Here is a 20,496-nt window from a genome sequence, read left to right as displayed (position 1 = left end):
CCTCCCAGGGGGTGTTCGGTTCGGCATCAAAGTTGCGGCATCTGCTCGCGGACGTAGCTTGCTATGAAGTTGCACGCTAGCAGTACCTCTTGCCGATCGACGGTTTTCCGCAACGGGGTCAGGAAGGCATAAAGGCGCTTCCGCGGATCGGCCGGGACCAAGACGAACGCTGGTCCCGGCCGATGCATGGGCGCCTCAGCCCACCTCCTCAGAACTCGCGCCACATACCCTGATCGCCGCCGGCGACGGCAAGGCTGCGCGGCGCCATGGCAGACATGACGACCGACATGGATCGGCGTACGGGCGCTTCAGGTACTTGCGGTTCCGTCCTGGCCTGCACCGATGGAGCAGCGCCAGTCACGGAGAAGAACGAGACCTTACGAAGCAATTCCTGCGATAGGTCCGAGGCGTTCTTGCTTGCTGCGCTGGCCTCTTCGACCAGGGCCGCGTTCTGCTGGGTGACATCATCCAGGGTGACCACCGCATTGTTGACCTGGCTGATACCGGCGGCCTGCTCCTGACACGCCGCTGCGATCTCCTCGACAATGGCGTTGACCGAGCGCACGCCGGCGGATATCTCGCTCAACACGGTCCCCGTTCGGCCCACCAGGGTAGCGCCCACATCCACGCTGGCCACGGTGGAGACGACAAGTGATTTGATGTCCTTGGCGGCCGCCGCACTTCGCTGGGCCAGATTCCGGACCTCGGCGGCTACCACGGCGAAGCCCCTGCCCTGGTCTCCCGCGCGTGCCGCTTCCACCGCAGCGTTCAAGGCCAGCAGGTTGGTCTGGAAGGCAATCTCGTCGATCAGCGTAACGATCTCGCCGATCTGTTTGCTCGCCTGCGTGATGGAGGCCATCGCCTCGGTCGCCTCTGCCGAGACCTTGCTGCCCAGTTCGGAGTCGCCTCGTACCCGCAGGGTCAGTTGCTTGGCCTGTTCTGCCCCGTCCGCGTTCTGCTTCACGGCAGAAGCCAGTTCCTCCATCGAGGCGGCGGTTTCTTCCAGCGAGCTGGCCTGCTCCTGCGTTCGCTGCGACAGATCGTCGTTGCCCTGGGCGATGTCGCCTGCCGACGACGACACTTCCTGCGAGATATGCCGTACGTCGGTGACGATGCTGGCCAGGCGCTTGTCCATGTTGTCCAGGGCCAACAAGGTGTCGGTAAACTCGTCGTTACCCGATACCACCGTGACGTTGTTAAGGCGTCCTGCTTCAATGGCCTGGGCCAGCGCCCGTGCCTTGCCCAGGGGAACCAACACGCTACGGGCCAGCATCATGGCGATGGCGAGAAGTGCCATCACGCTTACCATAAGCGCAGCGACGGACAGGTTGCGCGTTTGAACATAGCTGCCGTTGGCGAAGGTGGCAGCGTCGCCGGCCTGGCGGGCGTTTATGCCTGCCAGGGCATCCATCTTTTCCGCCAGACGTCCCAGCGCCGGCCCGGCGACCTGAATCTGCAGCTGCCGCACTTCGTCGAGCTTGCCCGCTTCGAGAAGCGAAATTTCCTTTTCGACCACAGGTAACGATTTGGTGCGCTCGGCAAGATAAGCATCCGCGGCCTGTCGTTCCTCCGTCGAGCTGACATTGGCCGGGTAGTATCGGGCCCAGGCCTTGGCTTCCTTGTCGGACTCCGCATGAATACGCTGACCGATGCCGCCAAGGGTCGGGTCGACGATGGCTCGAAGGAACGCGACGCGTTCATTGAGGATCGCTTGCTTTACTTCGGCGATCTGCATCATGGAGGTGACGTTGGACGTGTACATCTCATCGGCGAGAACATGAACCTTCTTGACACCTTCCAGCCCTGTCCCGCCGAGAACGAGCATTAGCCCCAAGGCAATACCCATGGCTGAAAAGATCTTTGCACGAACGGAAAATCGCATGATGGGTCCCCTGGATGTCGGGCTTAAGCCCAGTGATGAAGCAAAAAAAAGCGAAGACGGATTACTCGACCCCGTCGGTCGGCCAACACGCGATGCGCGCCGGGGCCGACGTACCCTGGTGCGGAGACGCGCATACCCACCCCTGACCCTTCGCCGCATGGGCGAGGGTAAGTCGGATGCCCGAGGGCGCCATCGAAAGCGTGCCGACCTGGGTCGCGGATCGAATGGAGGCTGTACAGCCCGGCGATCCGGCCCGCACGGAGACGATGTCCCAATGGTCGACGGCATGGGTATCCCTGCGATCGACGACCAGCGACGCGCCTGATGTGACGAACGCCAGGCAGGTCGTCTCGGCGGTCATCGCTGTCGCTACCTGGGTTTCGCCCAGGCAGAGCCCTAACGCCAGGACGATGCGCAGCGCACGCATGACCGCGTCACCGCCCATCGATCGTCGTCACGGCATCGGCGGCGGTAGCGATGACACGTTCGACAAGGGCTCGCGAGAGGGTCCTGTCCCCTCCCATGCGTCGGGCACTGACGGGGGCGTCCTGCAGCGCCTGGGACGCCTCGCAAAGTGACATGCAGCGGATTTGTTCGGCGAGGTTCGAAAGGAGTCCCGCACGGAACAGGACTTCATCGACATCACGATCAGCAAACGCGTCCAGCAGGGCAAGCGCATCCTCGGCGATCGCCTGCTGGCAGGTTCGGTGAATCACGTTGTTCACGGTAACGGCGGAAAGCCGCGCCTTGTCGGGCCGGACGCCCGATACCCCCTTGAATGACCACAACGACATGACTTTCCATCCATCGAGTTTTCACTCGATATGCACATGCCATGCCAAGTTTAAGTCATTGTTTTTATTAAAGCCTCGCGAATCGAGCGTGCATTGAAATGACCATATTCGGCATTTCTACCATTTTTCAGCAAGATTCCCCTACCCTGCATTCCATCAGCAGCGGCGAGGGGATATCGCACTCCGGATGCATGCGATTCAACTGGTGGATCGACCCGGAGATGCCGCTCATCAGGCCCGGCGTGAACGCGTCACGCGCCAGGCCGCCGACGATGCCGTGTTCCTCGATGCTCGACAGGATGATCGCGATACCCGGCAGTTCCTCCGGCGGTACCAGGCCGGGATCGATCCGGCGGGCTCGCATCAACAGTTCCCATGTACTCAGGTCGCCATGGCACAGCGTGTGGCTGTAGCCCCATCCGCCCTGGACGGCGGCGCGCACCGCACGCTCCAGCGTGCTCAGGTGACGGGCCTGCCCGGTACGCGCGTAAAGGTCACACGCGGCCAAGCCGATCCCGACGCTGCCATGGCACCAAGTGTTGGCGAAGTCGCGGCTGTCGGGTTTGCGGATGTCGATCCAATTGCGGCCTTCGGCGTCGTAGAGCGATTCCTCGAAATCGAAAGCCCGCTCTGCGAGGGCGAGCCAACGCTGTCGATCGGCCGCCGTGCCCGACGGACTGAGGCCCAGGCGAACCAGGGCCCAGCCGGTGCCGGTCGCACCGTGGGCGAAGCCGCCGATGGGTTCGCTGAAGATCGAGGCGGGCCAGCGTGCGCCGCGCGCGTCGACGATGGCCGTGGCTTCCAGTCGATGGCCTGCGCGTGCCGCCAGGGCCAGCCAGCGCGCATCGCCCGTGGTGTCGGCCAGGTGCAACAGGGGGACGATGGCGCCGCTCACGCCTTCGAGCATGTCGAGCACGCGCTCGTTCGCGATGTCCCAGCGTTCCATCACGGACGCCTGCTTGATGGCGTTGGCGAGCAAGCCGGCATCCGGACAAAGGCCGTCGAGGGTAAGCCAGGTAAGCACCTGGGAGCCGAGGCCCATGAAGCCGCCAATGGCTTCCGGTTCGTCGGTGTCCTCGGCCTTGCGCAGCACACGCAGCACACCGTCGAGCGCCGCCGTCACGCCTTCGACAGTGTCGGCTCGCCCTAGCGTCATCTCTCTCGCATACCCGGCCAGGGCCAGCGCAATACCCGACAGGCCCACGTAGAGGTTCGGTTGCAGGGTGCGCATCGTCCAACCGCTGCGACCGAGGATCGGGCTGATCCAGGTCATCGTGCCGTCCCGACCGCGTACGGACAGTCGGAGCATCTGCTCGACGGTTTCCTTCGCCATCGCGCGTCGCCGGCGATCGATGTCGTCGGCGTGGGGATGGCGAGCGGAGAGGTCGTAGGGTGAGCGCTTGTCGTCGTTGAGGCGCACGTTGAGGTGCGCGGTCACCAGCGCACCGCGAATGGTCAGTTCTTCCATCTCCGGGCGCATGTCGAGCCACGCCTGGAATACGTCGTCGATCTGCGGTTGTTCCAGCACGTTGGCGAACACGGGGATATCGCCATGGCGCATGTCTTCGATCTCGGCCGCGATGGCCGCGGCGTGGGCGGGCGCGACGGGAGAAACGGCCGCGTTACGTTCGAGCAGATCGGTCGCACGGGCGATGGCTGCGGGCTCGTCGTGCAGCGACGCCGGGTGCCAGAGCATGCGCATCACTTCGACATACGACTGGGTCGGACGACGAATGCGGCGGATACGGCTGCCTTTGAACGCGGCGACTCGCCCGGCGAGCGTGCCCGCGTGATGCAGGTCGACCAGGCGTGTCGTGAGGTCCTGGAATCCGGCGACGATATCCTCCCAGAACCGCGAGATGTCCGGATGGATGCACGGATGGTTCTTGGCCTCGTCGATCTGCACGTCGACGAGCCCGACGCGCGCATCACTGGTGCCCGCGTTGACGATCTCCGGGCCGCGTATGGTGGGTTGCTCGCCCTGCAAGGCGCCGATGGCGGAAATGTCCACGCCATCCAGGCCGAGCGCGGGGGCGCGGAAGGGCACCAGTCCGGTGCGAAGGACCGATGAGCGAATGAGGGCCTGTGCCAGATCGACAGCTTCGCCCTTCCCGGACGGCGCCACCGTCTCCTCCGTGACGAACAAGCTCTCGACATCGACCACGTAGGGCACCGGACCGCAGGCGATCAGGTTCTCGTGATGGATATCGGTGCCGCCGAGCAGGCGCATGACCGCCAGCCAGTGACCTATGTTCCGGTAGAACGCGACGAGTTCCGTATCGTCTGCGCAGAAGACGTGTTCGACGTAGCGCGTCCAGCCGTAGGCGCCGCGATCCAGGACGGCTGGTACGCGGATCCGTGGCGAAACGTCGGGGAGCAGGCTTTCGAGGAAGGCTTCCAGCGCGGCATCCACGCGCAGCGAGCGCGGCTTGTACATCACGGTGCCGGCGGTGAAGACCACGCGTGCCACCGTTTGGCCGCCGTCATGGACATCGCCCTGGCCAAGGTCGAGCGAGCGCAGTTCGCCCATGGGCTGACCGAGGAACGACGCCAGCCGGCCGCGGTCGGCCGCGAGGCGGGAAGCGAGGGTGACGATGCCCCGGCCCTGCTGCCGCAGCGCGCGTTCCAGGCGGGGCCCCAGTACCGGATAGCGTTGTCGCAGCGCGAGGGGAAAGTCGGCCCCCGTGGCCTTGGCGACGAACTGCGCGAACTTCGCCGCTTCATCGCTGGCGGTCAGTTCGCCGGACAATTTCGCCGCGTGCAGTTCGAGAAGGAGGACGCGATTGAGTTTTCGTGCCGCGTTATCCAGCAGCGCGCGATCGGCGCTGCCGATGAAGATGTCTTTCTCGTCCGCGCTCAGGCCCGGCTGCGCGGTGAGCTCGTCGGCGAGTTGTCGCCTGACGTCGGCCGTCAGGAACGCGATGATCGTGGCGAACGTGTCGTTCGGCTGCGGGTCGGCCATAGGAAGAATCCGCGCGTTGGCAAAAAAATAGCCGTGGGGGTTGGCCACGGCTATCGTTACCGCCCTCTGTCAGCAGCAGAAACCCGGCCGGGAGGCCGTACAGGAGCTGCAGTTCGAAGCCAGTGCGATATCGGTACTGGTGAACGCAGCGATGGTGGTTGCATGTCCTTCGGTATAAAGCGAGCCCGCCGGATTGTCATACCCATCGACGCTATCGGCACCACTCAACCAGCCAGCCAGGATCTTGTCGGTCTGCATATTGAGATACTCCACGATGTGTTACAGGCAGGCGCCCGAATGTGGAGCAACCCCACCGCCACGGGCGCTTCAGCGGTGACGTCTCCCGCGTTGCCAGGACAAGCCGACGCAAGGTCGTTTCGACAGGCCCATGAGGCGCGTCGTCAAGCGGCATCTTGTATGAAAACCACGCCATGCCTGACTGACCATGCCGAATTTGCGCCCAACGCGACGGACACGCGGGCATCCCAGGTGTGACAGTGCGCGGGTGAGCCGGGTTTCGCGGTCTCCCTCAACCGGACCAGTCGATGATTCTCAAGCGTTTCCTCCGCCGGCATCGCCCTGCATTAGTCGCCGCGGTCGTCCTCTCCGCGATGAGCGCGATATCGACCATGGCTTTGCTGTCACACATCAATCGGATGGCCGCGGGAGGGCTTCTCGCATTGGGTGCGAGGCCACTGGCCACGGGTATCGGCTGGCTCCTCGCGCTACTGGCGTCCAGTGGTGCGTCCCAGTTCATCCTGGCGCGCCTGGGCGCATCGCTTGTGGCGCAGTTGCGCGTGGACCTTTCGAACCGGTTCATCGACCTCGAATACGAGGCACTAGCAACCACGAAGCATTCCATCGTGGGCTCCCTGATCGAGGACGTGGCGAGCATCGCCCCGCTGGTACTGGTTGCGCCCCTGCTCGCCTACAACGTCTTGCTGGCTGCCCTGTACGCCGGCTATCTCGCGAGCGTGTCGTTACCGCTGCTAGGCACCCTGCTCGCTTTCCTCTGCTCGACGCTGCTGGTCTCGCTCACGCTGGAGCGTTTCCTTCGCAAGCGCTTCGATCGCCTGCGTGACGCCAGCGACACGGTGTTCGAGTACTTTCGCTACCTCAGCGACGGCAAGAAGGAAATGACGCTGAACGTGTCCCGGGCGACCTATGTCGCCGACGAGCTGCTGGGGCCAGCGATCCAGCGAGCCCGTGTCCTGTCGGTGCAGGTAAACACCGGGCTGGGCTTCAACGAGGCGTGGTCGTCGGCGGTGGTCTACGGTTCGGTCTTCGTGATCGTCTACCTGGGTTACGCGGCGTTGGCGCTGCCGCAGGCGACGGTTGTCTCGTTCGTCATCGGTGCACTGTTCCTCAGCGGCCCCGTTGCGTTCATCGTGAGCGCGGCACGGCAGGTGGGCGTGGGCACGGCCAGCCTTCGTCACCTGCAGCGCGTGGGGCTGGATCTCGCCCGCGAAACCACGGCGCGGACGCCGGATACCGCGGCGGCGCCACTCGACACCTGGGATTGTATCCGGCTGGAAGATGTCTCTTACCGCTATGCCGGCGACGCCGAGTCGCGCATCGCGCTGGGGCCGGTGAACCTGGAGGTAAAGCGTGGCGAGATGGTGTTCATCGTCGGTGGCAACGGGAGCGGAAAGTCGACGCTGCTGCTCGTTCTCAGTTCATTGCTGGCACCCCACTCGGGGCGGGTCACGGTGGATGGCGTATCCCTGGATGGCAACATCCATCGTTATCGTGAGCGTTTCACGGGCGTCTTCGGCGATTTCTTCCTCTTTCCCCATGTCATCGATGCAACGGGGCAACGCCTGTCGGACCATCGTATCGGGCAGCTGTTGACGGTACTCGGGCTGGGTGCTCACGTGCAGGTGAACCAGGGCGAGTTGTCGAAGCTGACCTTGTCCACGGGCCAGCGAAAGCGCCTGGCCTTGCTGCAATGCTATGCGGAGGATCGCGAGATCTTCTTCTTCGACGAATGGGCGGCGGACCAGGACGCCCACTTCCGTGACTACTTCTATCGCACGCTGTTGCCGGAGCTGAAGGCGCGCGGCAAGACGGTTATCGCGATCAGCCACGACGACCGCTACTTCCACGTGGCCGATCGCGTCATCAAGCTGGAGGGCGGAAAGATCGTCGAGTAGCTTGCGGATGTCGGTACGGCGCCGCCCATGTGACGCACATCCTGTTTTGCTCTCCTTCCCATCCCCGACGGTGGGGGGATGGGGTCGTGGCTGCGTTGTAGTCAAGGAGTGGCCATCGGTGCGTCCCGCTGATCCTTCCGCGGACGATGCTCGTCGCCCCTCTGAATTTCCTTCCACTCAAAGGGGTAGAAAACAATGACGATCAAGAACATCCAGCGTGCCATCCCGTCGGCTGTCGCCACCGTTATCCTGGGCATCGCCCCGTTCGCCGCGGCGACCGCCGCGCAGACGGACATCGCGGCCCTCGCAACGACCCAGGCGGTCCAGGCCTGGCATGAACAGGTCAAGGAGGACGGCCCGCCGGCCGAAGGTTGCTGGAGCGTGTCCTATCCGAGCCGCATCTGGACCGCGGAGCGATGCAATGCAGCGCCCAACTACCGCTCGATCCCGCCGTCGCCGACCTCTACCGGCCATTCGCGAATCACCCGCTCGACCAGCCTTTCCGGTTCGCTGGTATCCGCCAAGGCAGGCGCCGGTGTCGACTATTCGGCGGTAACAGCTAGCCTAACGCGTTCGGCCACGGGCAGCTTTCCGACGGTGACGGGCGTCACTTCCGAGTCGGGTGCCCTGGGTGCCAACAAGTACACCCTCCAGCTCAACACCAACACCAGCGATGACGTCGTCAACCTCGGCAATACGTCGCCCTACTGCGCCGCCAACGGTTACGCCGCCTGTTCCACCTGGGAGCAGTTCATCTACTCGACCGATAACGGCAGCAACAATCCGCAGGTATTCATCCAGAACTGGCTGTTCGTCGGCCCGGGTGACTCGTGCCCGCGAGGCTGGCAGTCCTTCAATACCAGCGAGTACCAGGGCTGCTTCACCAATAGCCAGGCGGTCGCGGTGCCCAATGTCCCGGCAAGCAGCCTGGGCAGCGTCAAGCTCGCCGGCTCGGCCACGGCCAACGGCAACGACACCGTGACCTTCACGAACGGAACCAAGGTCTACGCCATCAGCCAGCGCGACAGCACGCTGCAGATCGCCTCGACGTGGAACACCTCGGAGTTTAATGTCGTCGGCGACGGGTCGAACTCGCCTGCGGCGAACTTCAACCGTGGTTCGTCCATCACCGTAAAACTGGCCGTGAACGACGGCTCGACCCGCGTCCCGAGCTGCCTGGGTCCGAACGGCGGCGGCACGACGGGCGAGTACAACAACCTCACCCTGGGTCGTTGCACCACGTCGGGCGGCGCCACGCCGTTCATTCAGTTCACCGAATCGAACTGAGTTCCGAACGGGCTCGATGGCACGTCGTCGAGTCCGGTTTTGGGGGCGAGCAGGCCCTTCGATCGTGGGGTATAGCAAATGGAAAAGCGCCGAAGCATGACGCTTCGGCGCTTTCCGTACCGTCTGTGTGAATCACGCTGCCTAGTTCGACTCGGCGAACTGTATCGACGGCGATGAGCCGCCTGTAGCCGTGCAGTTACCGAGATTCAGGTTGTTGGTCTCACCGGTCGTCCCGGCGTTCGAAACGCAGGTCGGTCGTGCCGTGGTGCCGTCGACGGCGGAGATCTTGACCGTGATCGACGAGCCAGCGTTAAAGTCCGCTTCCGCTCCGCCCGCATCGCCGCTGACGTTGAAGTCGGCCCGATCCCACACGCTGGCGATACCCAGCACGCTGTCGCTAGCACTGAGCGAGTACGCCTTGGTACCGTTGGTGAAGACCAGCGTATCGTTGCCACCGACGGTGGCGGTTCCCGTCAGCTTGAGTTTGGCCAGCTGCGTCGCGGGAACGTTCGGTGCGGTCACGCCGGCGCTGTTCTTGTAGCAGGAGCCACTGCCGCCGCCGAACCACCCGCTCGGACAGGTGTTGCCGTAGCCGATCAGCCAGTACTGGATGAAGGCCTGGGCCTGGCCCGGCGTGCTGTAGTCGGTGCCATAGACGAATTGCTGCCAGTTCCTGCAGCCCGAATGATTCTGGCAGGCCGACGTGGCCTGATCGGCATTCGTGTTGACCTGGAGCGTGTACTCGTTGGGTCCGAGAATGCCGCCATTGCCGAACGCCGCTACCCCGACGCTGCTCTCGGAGGTCACCCCGGTAACCGACGGAAAGGTTCCGGTGGCGCTCCTGATCAGGTTGGATGTGGCGATCGCGTAGTCGTTGCCGTTACCGGTGGTTGCCGCACCCGAGGCCGGCGCAAACGCCCCTACAGCCTGGGAACGGCGCGGCATCGGGTGAGCGGATGGACTCACCTGCGAACAGGACGTCTTCTCCCAGGTCATGCTGGGGAAGGTGGCCTGGAAACAACCATTGGAGGGCGTCGACATACGCGTGATGTCTTCGTGCCAGCTCTGTACGGCTTGCGGAAGCACCATCGATGGCGCTTGCGCCGTGTCGTCGCCGAGAGGTGCCGCGAAGGCGGCGGGTACGCAGGCTGCACAGGCAAGGCTGGCGACGACGGCGAGCTTAATACGTCGAACAGCAACGGAAAGGTTGTTCACTGGCACGTTGTTCTCCCGTGGAAACGCGTTGGTTTAGCGGTGAAAGCCGGATGATCCGGACCCCCCGTTGTTTCCGACATAACATGCGGCCCTGAAGTACACCTCCTTGTGCGCCGGGATGTAACCACGAAATATTGACGTCGCGCCACGCGCCTAAAAACGAAAAATGTTCCGTTTTAGGCGTAAAAATATGATGTCACGAACGTATTCAGCACTTTTGAAAGTGCTGCCGGCTGAATTGGCGATCCACGCCGCGGAATAATGCCTAGCCGTCGCGACCTGGCGTTTCGCGTCGGTTTTTTGGCAACTTGCGCGTGCCGAAAAAGCTTCGAACTTGTTGCTCTCCCCCGCTCACCGGCTCCTGTTCATCAGGTATCGCCTCAACGGAAGATCGAAGTACCTCATGACCACGTAAGCGAAAGCGATCAGGGCAACCGTGCTTACGGCGATCACCAGCGTCAGTGCCCCGGCGTCCAGCTTGGTCGACCGATAGTAATCGCCGAAGATATACATGACGGAATAGTGGGTCATGTACAGCGGATACGAGATATCCCCGGCGATTTTGCAGAATCTCACCGACAATCGGTCGAGCACGGATCCCGCGCCCAGCATCACGATGAGCGGAAAATAGAGGACGATCACAGCGACTTCGCAGATCCACCCGCCGTCGGCATACGGCATCACGAGGGGCAGGATCAGAAGCAACGCCAGGCCTGGAAATCCAAGACGCGTCCGCAGCAGCCATTTCCGGCGGTATATCAGCAGACCGGCGAGAAAGGAGAACGTCACCCTTGCAGCGCCGACCCAGAACGTGTCGCCGTTGAAGCCGCCCCACAGATTACCTTCCCGGTAGCCCACGAGGCACAGGACGATCGCTGCGGCAGCCGTGGCCATGCTCAGCGAACGGCGCCCCAGCCGACACAGCACGAGCGCATAAGCAACGTTCGCCATGTATTCCGAGAACAGCGACCAGGCGGGCGAATTCAGTCCGAAGAGACTGAACCCGGCCTCCGGCATCGTCGGATAGGGGATCAGGAAGATCGACGTAAGCAGCATGAGCCCAAGCGAAGCGGGATCGTAGGGCAGCTGATCCACGCGAAGCGGATTCGCGCACAGCGTGATGAGGCCCAGCAGCGAGCCGAACACGACCATCGGATGCAGGCGTATCAAGCGGATCTTGAAGAAGCCCCAGACCCCCATCGATCCGATGCGGTCGTCGTAGGCATAACCGACCACGAACCCGGATAGACAGAAGAAGAAGTCGACGGCCAGCCATCCGTGTCCGATGAAGATATGGCTGTAGTCGCCGTTCACCATTTCCATGAAGTGAAAAATCACCACGGCGATGGCCGCGACGCCGCGCAGGCCGTCGAGTGCCGGGAAATGCTGTTTGGTCGAAGGCAGCGCGGCAGTTACCGAGGCATGCGGGATCGTCATCGGCAATCGTCCTGTCCGTCTTCATCTGGAAATGATGCATTGTAGATCGACGGATGGCAGACTGGCCCTTGCAGTCATCCAGGCCAGGCGAAGACGCCGGCTGCGAGGAAACAAGCCCATGAAGAACCTGAAGAACGCGCTCCTGCTCGGCGCCTTGCTCACCGGCGCCGCCGCCCATGCACAGACCAATGCAGGCGACCAGAAGCCCGATCCCGAACTCCCCTTCACCGTCACCAAGGTAGCCAGCTTCGACCTGCCCTGGCGCATCGCCTTCCTGCCCGATGGCCGGATGCTGGTCACCGAAAAGGTCGGCCGGGTCGACCTGGTGACCCCACAAGGTGCCAAGACCGAGATCAAGGGTGTGCCGCCCAGCTATGTCGAAGGCCAGAACGGCATGCTGGGCGTGTTCCTTTCGCCGCATTACGCCAGCGACCACTACGTCTACCTCACCTATGTCGCCCCCGGTGATTACGGCGGCGGCCTGGTGATGGGGCGAGGCCGCCTGGTCGTGGATAACGACCAGCCGCGACTGGAAGGCTTCCAGGTGCTGTGGCAGCAGATGCCCACCGGCAAGGGTGGGCAGCCCGGCGCCCAGATCGCGTTTTCACCGGACGGCAAGTACCTGTTCCTCACCGTGGGCGACCGGCAGCGTTTCACCCCGGCACAGGATCCCGACCAGCCCGAAGGCAAGATCCTCCGCCTTACGCTGGACGGCAAACCCGCCCCGGGCAATCCGTGGGCAGGCAAGGTCGGCGCCCGGACCATTCCCCTGATCGATCCGCCGGCCGACACCGAAGCCGCCAAGACGGCGCCGGTCGTCAGTACCTATACGTTCCCGGGTGCCAACCTCACGCCGGCCGAGACCTGGAGCACCGGCCATCGCACACCCTACGGCCTCGCCTTCGCTCCCGATGGTCGGCTCTGGGAGCTCGAGCACGGCCCCTTCGGCGGTGACGAGCTGAACCTGATCCAGCGTGGCAAGAATTACGGCTGGCCGCTGGTGTCCTATGGCGCCAACTACAACGGCGTGCCTATTCCCAGCCCGGATACGCGCCCGGATCTCGTCAAGCCGGTCATCTACTGGAAGCCGGTGATCGCGCCGGGCAACATCATGTTCTACAAGGGCGACCTGTTCCCGGACTGGAAGGGCAGCGCGCTGATCAGCGGCCTGGTCAGCAGCGGACTCATTCGCGTCACCGTCGACAACAAGGGCGGCGCCACCGCGGTCCAGCGCTGGAGCATCGGCAAGCGCATCCGCGATGTCGAGGAAGCGCCGGACGGCTCGCTCTGGCTGCTGGAAGACGCGCAGCCCGGCGGCCTGTACCGGCTTGCCCCGAAATAAGCTTCGGGGATTCGTGAGGGCGCCGGTCAGTCCCTGAAGATGGCCGGCGTTCCTACCCAGATCATCCGAACCTCGTCCTTGCCTGCATTGCGCATGCTGTAAGGATGCCGCTGGTCGAAGTGGGCGCTGTCCCCCGCGTGCAGCACGAACGTCTTCCTGCCCACCGTCATTTCGAGCGAACCACTGAGGAGGTACCAGAACCCCTCCCCTTCCCTGTGGATCGTCGGCGCCACGAGCCCTGCCGGCACGGTCAGGCGTAACGCTTCCATCTTGCGCTCGGCATGTCGCCCGCTCAGGCGTTCGTAGACCACGGGCGACTCGAGGTCGATCCGGTCGTGCTCATCGGCGCGACATACGATCTGCCCTGGTGTGGGTACCCCGACGAAGTAATCGACGTCCACCTCCAGGGCATGAGCGATGGCCTCAAGCGAGAGCAGCGAGGGATGGGCGAGGTTCCGCTCCACCTGCGACAGGAAAGGAACGGATAGCCCGGAGCGGTTGGCCAGGGCTTGCAGGGTCAGGCCCAGGCCACGTCGTCGATCCCGGATCGCGGAGCCTATGCTCAGGCCATCGGCTTTGTCCGGCGTCCCCTGCGCGCCCGCCATGATTAGGAGCTGTGGTCGCTGCTGATCAGCCAGCGCGTGCCGACCTTGTGGAACAGCAGCGAAGTGAAGCCCGAGACCTCGCCACCGGTATCCGGCTTGAGGTGGTAACGCCCGATGACGAAGGCGTATTGGGTGCCCAGGGGCTTGACGTCGACGATGTCCACGGTCAACTTGCCCAGGCCGGCACCGGGTGTCCGGAAGCGTGACGCGTACATCGCCTCGATCGCCTCGTACCCTTCGACGATACCGCTCGAACCCACGTAGCGCGTGCCTGGCGCGCGCTCGTAGCACTCCATGAAGGTCTTCAGGTCGCCGGCGGACCATGAGGCGGCACTGGCATCGAGTGTCTGCTTGATGGCCTGGGCGACCGGTTCGGCTGGGGCTTCAGCCGCCATGGAGGCAGTCGTCACCACGGCGCCCAGGGCGCAGAAAAGAACGGACAAGGTTTTCATGGCACCCCTGGAACATGTGGGAAGTCGCCCTTCCGCCGACACCGGCAAGCATGGCCGGATGGCAGCGGTCGGTCCGTTGGCAGACTAACGTAAAAGCTTGACTCCATCAAAACTTTTTGATCTGATCGAAACAGGGCTCGCTGCACTGCCGCAAAAAAGCGGTTCAGACGGCTATACGTCCGGCGCCAGGGGGCGCAACGCACACTTGCTCGAGAACACGCTCGCCATGGCGGCGCGCGTGCGCGAAGGGTATGCCTGTTTCTCAAGACCGTCTTCCATCCAGCCGATCGGCAGGGGCTTCCATGAACCAAGATCTCAAGCGCACGCTGCTCTACACCGCCCTGCTCTCCGTGGCGCTGGCCACGGGCGCGGCCGCCGCGCAGGACGCCACCGATCCGGCCAACGGCAAGAAGAAGACCCAGGCGTCCGACACCCCGCAGAGCCTCGAGGGCATCACGGTCACCGCCGCCAAGCGCGAGCAGGACATCCAGAAGGTGCCTATCAGCATGACCGCGCTGACCGGCGAGCAGCTCGAACGCCAGGGCGTGACCAGCCTCGTCGACCTGGCGCGTATCGCGCCGTCGCTCACGGTCGCCTCCTCGGGCCCGGGTTCCAACAACCTGATCATCCGCGGCATTTCCTCGAGCGCGGGCTCCGCCGCCACGGTGGGCTATTACCTCGACGACGTGCCCATCGCCGCGTCGAGCAATGCCGCGCTGCTGTCCACGCGTGGCGTCATCGATCCCTCGGTGTTCGATATCGAGCGGGTGGAGGTGCTGCGCGGGCCCCAGGGCACGATCTACGGCTCCAGTTCGATGGGTGGCACGGTCAAGTACGTGACCAACCAACCCGACCTGGACTTCGTCGAGGCGCGCATCCGGACGGACGTTTCGGGCACGTACCATGGCGGCCCCAATGCCAACGTCAATGGCGTGCTCAACGTGCCGCTGATCAAGGACACCGTCGCGCTGCGCGTGTCCGCCTACTACCGCGACGACGACGGTTATATCGATCGCTACCCGATCTCGCCCGCCAACTACCTGGCGGCGGACCCGGATGGCGGGAAGAAGGACAACGTCAATACGTACAAGACGTATGGGGCCCGCGTGGCCATGCTGATCAAGCCGGACGATTCGCTGACGATCACGCCCAGCGTCATCTACCAGTATTCCCGACTGGGTTCTCCGTTCACCTACGACAAGATTCCCGCGTCGCTCGACAACCCGTACCAGGTGCGTGACGTCAACGAGACCAACATCCAGAAGTCGACGATCTCCAACATCGCCATCCACAAGCAGTTCGACGCTTTCGAACTGATGTCGTCCAGCTCGTACTTCACCCGCGACATCAGCATCCGTGACGACAGTTCCAAGGTGATCAACTACTTCTTCGGCCTGCCCAGCGTCTACCCGACCACCATGTACGGCAGCTACAAGAACAAGGAGTTCACAGAGGAAGTCCGCGCCACCAGCAAGTTCGACGGCCCGGTGCAGGCCATTTTGGGTGCGTTCTACCACGACGTGCGCGCGCCGCTGAACTCGTCCATTCCCTACCCGGGTGGCTTCAACCAGACCTTCGGCACCCCGTTCCCGGCCTACTCCACCATCTACCAGGGCGGGCGCAACGCCACCCTCGACGAGTATGCGGTGTTCGGCGAGTTGTCCTGGAACATTACCGACAAGCTGAAGGCCAGCGCGGGCATCCGCGCGTTCGAGGTCAAGCAGGGCTTCTCGCAGACCGGCGACGGCCTGCTCAACGGTGGCCCGAGCGCGGTACAGAGCAAATCGAAGGATTACGGCAGCACGCCCAAGTTCACGCTGCAGTACCAGGTCACGCCCGACGACATGGTCTACGCCACCGCCTCCGAAGGGTATCGGCCCGGCGGCCCGAACAACCCTGCCCCGGCCACGCTGTGCGGTTCGGAGGTCTCGGGGCTGGGCCTCAGCCAGTCGCAGCTGAACAAGTACAACCCGGACACCCTCTGGAACTACGAACTGGGCTTCAAGAGCGCCTTGCTCGACCGCAAATTGCTGGTCGACGCGTCCGTGTATCACATCGACTGGAAGCACGTGCAGCAGCAGATCGTGCTCGGCTGTGGCTACAACATCACCGCCAACTTTGGTAGCGCGGTCAGCCAGGGCGCGGAACTGGAACTGAAATTCCTGCCCGTCAATGCCGTGACCCTGAGCGCCGGCTTCAGCTACAACGATGCCTACCTGAAGAACGATGTGCCCGGCACCTCGGCGAAGGACGGCGACCGCCTGGTCAATGTGCCCCGCTTCACCGGCTCGCTGGCCGGCGAGTATCGCCACCGGGTCAACGCGCAGTACGACGGCTTCATGCGTGCTGACATCAGCTACGTGGGCGACTCCAACTTCCTGTACGACCGCGAAAGCCCGTTCTACCGTCGCAAGGGCTTTGCCACCACCAACATCCGCGTGGGTATGGAAGGCCGCAACGGTTTCGATATCTCGCTGTACGCCACCAACCTGTTCGACAAGCGCGGCGAGACCGACCTGCCGGTGGCCATCTCGGCCGACCTGCCGACGACGCGCCGCGTGGCGTTGAACCAGCCGCGCACCATCGGCGTGACGATGCAGTACCAGTATTGAGCGATCAGGCTTTCTTCAAGAAGCACACCTTGAGCACCAGCCCCTTGATCTTGTCCGAGCTCCCTTCGATGTGCTCCGCATCGCCGTCCACCAGATGGATGTTGCGTATCACGGTACCCTGCTTCAACGGGATGGAGGATCCCTTGACTTTCAGGTCCTTGATGACGACGACGGAGTCGCCTTCGTTGAGCACGTTGCCGTGGACGTCGCGCACGACAGCTACGCCTTCGTCGGCAGCAGCCGACTGCTGCGGCCACTCATGAGCGCAGTCCGGGCAGATGTACATCTCGCCATCGGGGTAGGTGTTTTCCATGCCGCAGACCGGGCATGCGGGGATATCGGAGTTTGGCACGAGGCGGCTCGCTTACAAAAAAGGTCGAGCCCGCCATTATACGGGTCAGCGCTGCCAACCTACTCCACCGTAAACAACACCCGCTCCGGCGGCGCCTCATCGACCGCCTCGCGCAACCGGTCGAACCGATCCGACGCCCAGAAGCCCTTCATCGAAACATCGCCGACGTCATCCAGCGCATAGTCCACCCGCCCGGTGACCAGCATCGCCGTCATGGCCCGCAGGATCGGGCAACCCGGCAGCATGTCCTCGACGAAGAGGAACTGCCCCGCCTGGTTCACTTCAAGGAAATGGAAGCCGCCCTCGGCGTCCATCACCAGGTCGATGCAACCGAAAACGAGCCCCAGCTCCCGCATGAACGCCCGCAGTCGCGCCTCCAGCGCCTCGGGCAACACGATACCCTCCGCGCGCAGCTCGGGATCGCCCGCATGCGTGCGCCAGTCCACGAAGCCGCCGCCCTGGTCCTTGCGGATGGCCAGCGCGAACATACGGTCGCCGATCACGGTGACGCGCACGTCGCAGGTCTTCTCGATATAGCGCTGGTAGATACCCGGGCACACGGCGATCGCCTCCGCCGGCAGGTCGCTGTCGCCGTCCAGCAAGGTGACGCCGACCGCGTGCATCTTCCCGCTGTCTCGCTCTTCCCACTGGTGGACCAGGAAACTCTTGAAGACGATCCGGCCCCAGCGCGCGCGCATGGCGTGTACCTCGGCCGCGTCGGTGGTCACCACGGTGTCGGGGAAGGGAATGCCCAGGCGCCGGCACACGCTTAGCTGCACCAGCTTGTTCTCCGCGTGGCGCGCCGCGTCCATCGGGTTGACCCAGAGGGGGCGCGCAAACGTGCTGTCCAGGCTGAACACGCTGCGCTGGAACATTTTCCATTCCCAGGCGGCGAAAGTGCGGTCCGCCTCCGCGCAATGCGGCTTCGGCTCCTGGAACCGTCGGTTCCACACGGCCGTGATGCCGCCGGCCAGGTCGAACGGCGCATCCATCGACTCGCCGTCCGCGTCGATGTGGAAGCGGTAATGCGAACCAGGCGCCGTGGGCAGGGCCGCGAACCACAGCGGCTCCACACCCTGCTGCTCGATCGCCCACGCCAGCGCGCTGGCGTGCGGATCGCTGTGCGGCGCGAGGATGAGCGGACGTGTCCCGGTCATGCTGTCTCTCCCTAAACGAATGCGCCCCGCGAAAGGCGGGGCGCAAGGTGCGGACAGGTGAATCAGCCGCCGATGATGCCGACTTCCGGCTCGGGTCGATCCGGATCGGTATAGACGGTGAGGAATACGTTGCCGCGGTTCTCTTCCTTCAGCGTGGGGGTGACTTCCGTGGCACGAAGGCGGGCGAAGGCGCGGGGAGCGGAAAGATCGTGGGACGACGAGGCATGGCATGTCATGGCAAAACGTCTCCTGGGAGCGGCGGAAGGGCCGCGATTCACCCTAAGCGATCCCCCGAAGCCATGCGTGAAAGCCTGCCGAAAATGCATGGTGGTCCCAGGCGACGTCCCCTGCGCGCTTACCAGTCCGTCGGCCGATAGTCCTTGAGGAACTGCCCCCATACATGCTCGCCCGTGTTGATCCCGCTGATGATCGGATCGACGATACGCGCGGCCCCGTCGACGATGTCCAGCGGCGGGTGGAACCGTTCTTCCCGCACCTTCTTCGCCGCCAGGTCGGCCGGATCTTCATCGGTCACCCAGCCGGTGTCGACGCTGTTCATGTGGATACCGTCGTTCTGGTAATCCGTAGCCGAGGTACGCGTCATCATGTTGAGCGCCGCCTTGGCCATGTTGGTGTGCGGATGGCGGGTGGTCTTGAAGTTGCGATAGAACTGCCCCTCCATCGCCGAGACGTTGACGATGTGCTTGTCGCGCTCGGGCGTGCGCAGCATCAGCGGCTTCAGCCGCGCGTTGATGATGAACGGCGCGATGGCGTTGACCAGCTGCACCTCCAGCAGTTCCACCGACGGCACCTCGGCCATCAGCAGGCGCCATGAGTTGCGCTCGCGCAGGTCCACCTGCTGCAGGTCCTGGTCCAGCCGGCCCTCCGGGAACAGGTGGCTCTGCGCCAGCAGTTCCTCAGGCAGCAGCGGTAGCTGCGAGAGCTCGGCGGCCCGGGTCAGTCCCGGCAACGGTGCCCGCTGGCCGGCGAGCCCGCCGGACGAGGCGGCGGCATCGGGCAGGATGTGTGAGCCGCGCAGGCCCTCGTAATGGCCGACCAGCTTGCGCATGTGCTCGGGCATGTCGTGCAGGGCGGCCGTCTCACCCTCCATCATGTGCGCATAGAAGTCCGGCGGACGACGCACGGTCTGGCACGCATTGTTGATGATGAAATCCAGGCGTGGCCGCGTGGCGACCAGTTCCTGGCAGAACGCTTCCACACTGGGCGTGTGCCGCAGGTCCAGCCCGTAGACCTGGAGGCGGTGGCCCCATTCGCCGAAATCCGGCTCTTCGGCGTAACGCGCCGCGGAATCCCTCGGGAAGCGCGTGGTGACGATCAGCTCGGCGCCGGCACGCAGCAACTTCAGGCCGGCCTGGTAGCCGATTTTCACGCGACCGCCGGTCAGCAGCGCCACGCGACCGCGAAGGTCCACCAGCTCGGTGCGCTTGGCGTAGTTGAATGCCGCGCACGTGGGGCACAACTGGTCGTAGAAGAAATGGATGGCCGAGTATTTCTGCTTGCACACATAGCAATGCTTCGGCTCGATCGACTCGCGCGGTTGCGCGGCATCGGCGTCAGGCCCGATATCGTTGGCCTCGAACCCTTCGGGTGCGAAGACGTTGGGCGTGGTGAACACCGGCTTGCGCCGCAGCGCACGGATGCCGGTCTGGTTGAGCACATCGTCCTCGGCCTTGATCTTTTCGGCATGACGCGCTTTTTGGGCAACTTTCAGCTTGATGCGGCGCTCACCCGGGTCGGGGTGATAGACCTGCGCCACCGCCTGGTACAGGCGTTGACGATCGTCGGCTGGCAAACCGTCAAGCAGCAGCCTGTCGGCCGCGACGGACTCGAGCAGCTGCGTCGCCGCACGCAGACGCTCCAGCAGCGCGGTATCGGCGGTGACGTCGGCCAGGGGGGCGGTAGTGTCCAAAAGCATGATCCGTAAAGAGAAAGAGGAAAACCGGAGCGATGCGCCACACAGCCGTGGAGCGCGTCCAACCCGCTATTTTGCCTGTAATGCCACCCAGGGTGGTAACCGCGCGATCAAGCCGTTTCGGCAGCACGCCGGAAAACGCTTATACGCCACGACTACCCGATTCGCCGTCTGCATGGCGGCATGCCGTGACTGTGATGCGCGACACAGCGTCCGACCACGCAGTGTCATATTCACTCTCAACACTACTTAAGAAATCTTTTTTCTTTCAGACGGCCAAACGAGATCGGCGGATATCGTCCTGCCTGTCGTT

17 protein-coding genes are annotated in these 20,496 nt (G+C 63.8%); 4 read left to right on the top strand and 13 right to left on the bottom strand.

The features are described 5' to 3' along the window. Nucleotides 1-208 precede the first annotated feature (208 nt). The 5 genes from QRN34_RS12445 to QRN34_RS12425 all read right to left on the bottom strand — a co-directional run bounded on the left by QRN34_RS12445 (nucleotide 209) and on the right by QRN34_RS12425 (nucleotide 5,896). Nucleotides 209-1,882 carry a methyl-accepting chemotaxis protein gene (locus tag QRN34_RS12445; RefSeq protein WP_285404837.1) on the bottom strand — a complete coding sequence of 558 codons (1,674 nt, stop codon included), beginning with the start codon at nucleotides 1,880-1,882 and terminating at the stop codon, nucleotides 209-211. Nucleotides 1,883-1,943: 61 nt separating this feature from the next. Then, a complete protein-coding gene (locus tag QRN34_RS12440) occupies nucleotides 1,944-2,309 on the bottom strand; it encodes a hypothetical protein (RefSeq protein WP_285404835.1) in 366 nt (121 codons plus the stop codon). A gap of 7 nt (nucleotides 2,310-2,316) precedes the next feature. Further along, nucleotides 2,317-2,676, bottom strand: a complete 360-nt coding sequence (locus tag QRN34_RS12435) for a hypothetical protein (RefSeq protein ID WP_285404833.1) — start codon at nucleotides 2,674-2,676, stop codon at nucleotides 2,317-2,319. Between the two features lie 127 nt (nucleotides 2,677-2,803). Then, nucleotides 2,804-5,638: a type 2 lanthipeptide synthetase LanM family protein gene (locus tag QRN34_RS12430; protein ID WP_285404831.1), complete on the bottom strand. Its 2,835-nt coding sequence runs from the start codon at nucleotides 5,636-5,638 to the stop codon at nucleotides 2,804-2,806. 69 nt (nucleotides 5,639-5,707) lie between these two features. Beyond that, a complete protein-coding gene (locus tag QRN34_RS12425; protein ID WP_036141379.1) occupies nucleotides 5,708-5,896 on the bottom strand; it encodes a DUF6229 family protein in 189 nt (62 codons plus the stop codon). Nucleotides 5,897-6,183: 287 nt separating this feature from the next. Between QRN34_RS12425 and QRN34_RS12420 the strand changes: the two genes are divergently transcribed. After that, nucleotides 6,184-7,791 carry a cyclic peptide export ABC transporter gene (locus QRN34_RS12420; RefSeq protein WP_285404828.1) on the top strand — a complete coding sequence of 536 codons (1,608 nt, stop codon included), beginning with the start codon at nucleotides 6,184-6,186 and terminating at the stop codon, nucleotides 7,789-7,791. Between the two features lie 195 nt (nucleotides 7,792-7,986). Beyond that, nucleotides 7,987-9,078, top strand: a complete 1,092-nt coding sequence (locus QRN34_RS12415) for a hypothetical protein (RefSeq protein WP_285404826.1) — start codon at nucleotides 7,987-7,989, stop codon at nucleotides 9,076-9,078. 141 nt (nucleotides 9,079-9,219) lie between these two features. Here the strand turns inward: QRN34_RS12415 and QRN34_RS12410 are convergent, their stop codons facing one another. Both QRN34_RS12410 and QRN34_RS12405 read right to left on the bottom strand, forming a co-directional pair. After that, nucleotides 9,220-10,299, bottom strand: coding sequence for a hypothetical protein (locus QRN34_RS12410; protein ID WP_285404825.1), 1,080 nt, complete (start codon nucleotides 10,297-10,299; stop codon nucleotides 9,220-9,222). Nucleotides 10,300-10,644: 345 nt separating this feature from the next. Beyond that, nucleotides 10,645-11,730 carry an acyltransferase gene (locus tag QRN34_RS12405; RefSeq protein WP_285404823.1) on the bottom strand — a complete coding sequence of 362 codons (1,086 nt, stop codon included), beginning with the start codon at nucleotides 11,728-11,730 and terminating at the stop codon, nucleotides 10,645-10,647. 118 nt (nucleotides 11,731-11,848) lie between these two features. Between QRN34_RS12405 and QRN34_RS12400 the strand changes: the two genes are divergently transcribed. Next, nucleotides 11,849-13,072, top strand: a complete 1,224-nt coding sequence (locus QRN34_RS12400; protein WP_285404821.1) for a PQQ-dependent sugar dehydrogenase — start codon at nucleotides 11,849-11,851, stop codon at nucleotides 13,070-13,072. Nucleotides 13,073-13,098: 26 nt separating this feature from the next. Here the strand turns inward: QRN34_RS12400 and QRN34_RS12395 are convergent, their stop codons facing one another. Both QRN34_RS12395 and QRN34_RS12390 read right to left on the bottom strand, forming a co-directional pair. After that, a complete protein-coding gene (locus tag QRN34_RS12395) occupies nucleotides 13,099-13,677 on the bottom strand; it encodes a cupin domain-containing protein (RefSeq protein WP_036141387.1) in 579 nt (192 codons plus the stop codon). 2 nt (nucleotides 13,678-13,679) lie between these two features. Continuing rightward, nucleotides 13,680-14,129 (bottom strand): DUF4440 domain-containing protein, encoded by a 450-nt coding sequence (locus QRN34_RS12390; RefSeq protein ID WP_285404818.1) that lies wholly within the window; start codon nucleotides 14,127-14,129, stop codon nucleotides 13,680-13,682. A gap of 302 nt (nucleotides 14,130-14,431) precedes the next feature. Here QRN34_RS12390 and QRN34_RS12385 point away from each other — a divergent pair, with 302 nt between their 5' ends. Then, complete coding sequence (locus tag QRN34_RS12385) at nucleotides 14,432-16,741, top strand: TonB-dependent receptor (RefSeq protein ID WP_285404816.1); 2,310 nt, start codon at nucleotides 14,432-14,434, stop codon at nucleotides 16,739-16,741. Between the two features lie 4 nt (nucleotides 16,742-16,745). Here the strand turns inward: QRN34_RS12385 and QRN34_RS12380 are convergent, their stop codons facing one another. The 4 genes from QRN34_RS12380 to QRN34_RS12365 form a co-directional block, all read right to left on the bottom strand. Next, nucleotides 16,746-17,093, bottom strand: coding sequence for a zinc ribbon domain-containing protein YjdM (locus QRN34_RS12380; protein WP_285404814.1), 348 nt, complete (start codon nucleotides 17,091-17,093; stop codon nucleotides 16,746-16,748). A 59-nt stretch (nucleotides 17,094-17,152) separates the two neighbouring features. Next, nucleotides 17,153-18,250 (bottom strand): hypothetical protein, encoded by a 1,098-nt coding sequence (locus tag QRN34_RS12375; RefSeq protein WP_285404812.1) that lies wholly within the window; start codon nucleotides 18,248-18,250, stop codon nucleotides 17,153-17,155. A gap of 62 nt (nucleotides 18,251-18,312) precedes the next feature. Next, entirely contained in the window at nucleotides 18,313-18,486 is a 174-nt protein-coding gene (locus tag QRN34_RS12370) for a hypothetical protein (RefSeq protein WP_185754377.1), read from the bottom strand. Between the two features lie 119 nt (nucleotides 18,487-18,605). After that, nucleotides 18,606-20,186: an SDR family oxidoreductase gene (locus QRN34_RS12365; protein WP_285404810.1), complete on the bottom strand. Its 1,581-nt coding sequence runs from the start codon at nucleotides 20,184-20,186 to the stop codon at nucleotides 18,606-18,608. Nucleotides 20,187-20,496: the final 310 nt, after the last annotated feature.

Origin of the sequence: Luteibacter sp. ME-Dv--P-043b, from assembly GCF_030209605.1 — a bacterium.
GTDB lineage: Bacteria > Pseudomonadota > Gammaproteobacteria > Xanthomonadales > Rhodanobacteraceae > Luteibacter.
This window is presented reverse-complemented; position numbering and strand designations above follow the sequence as displayed.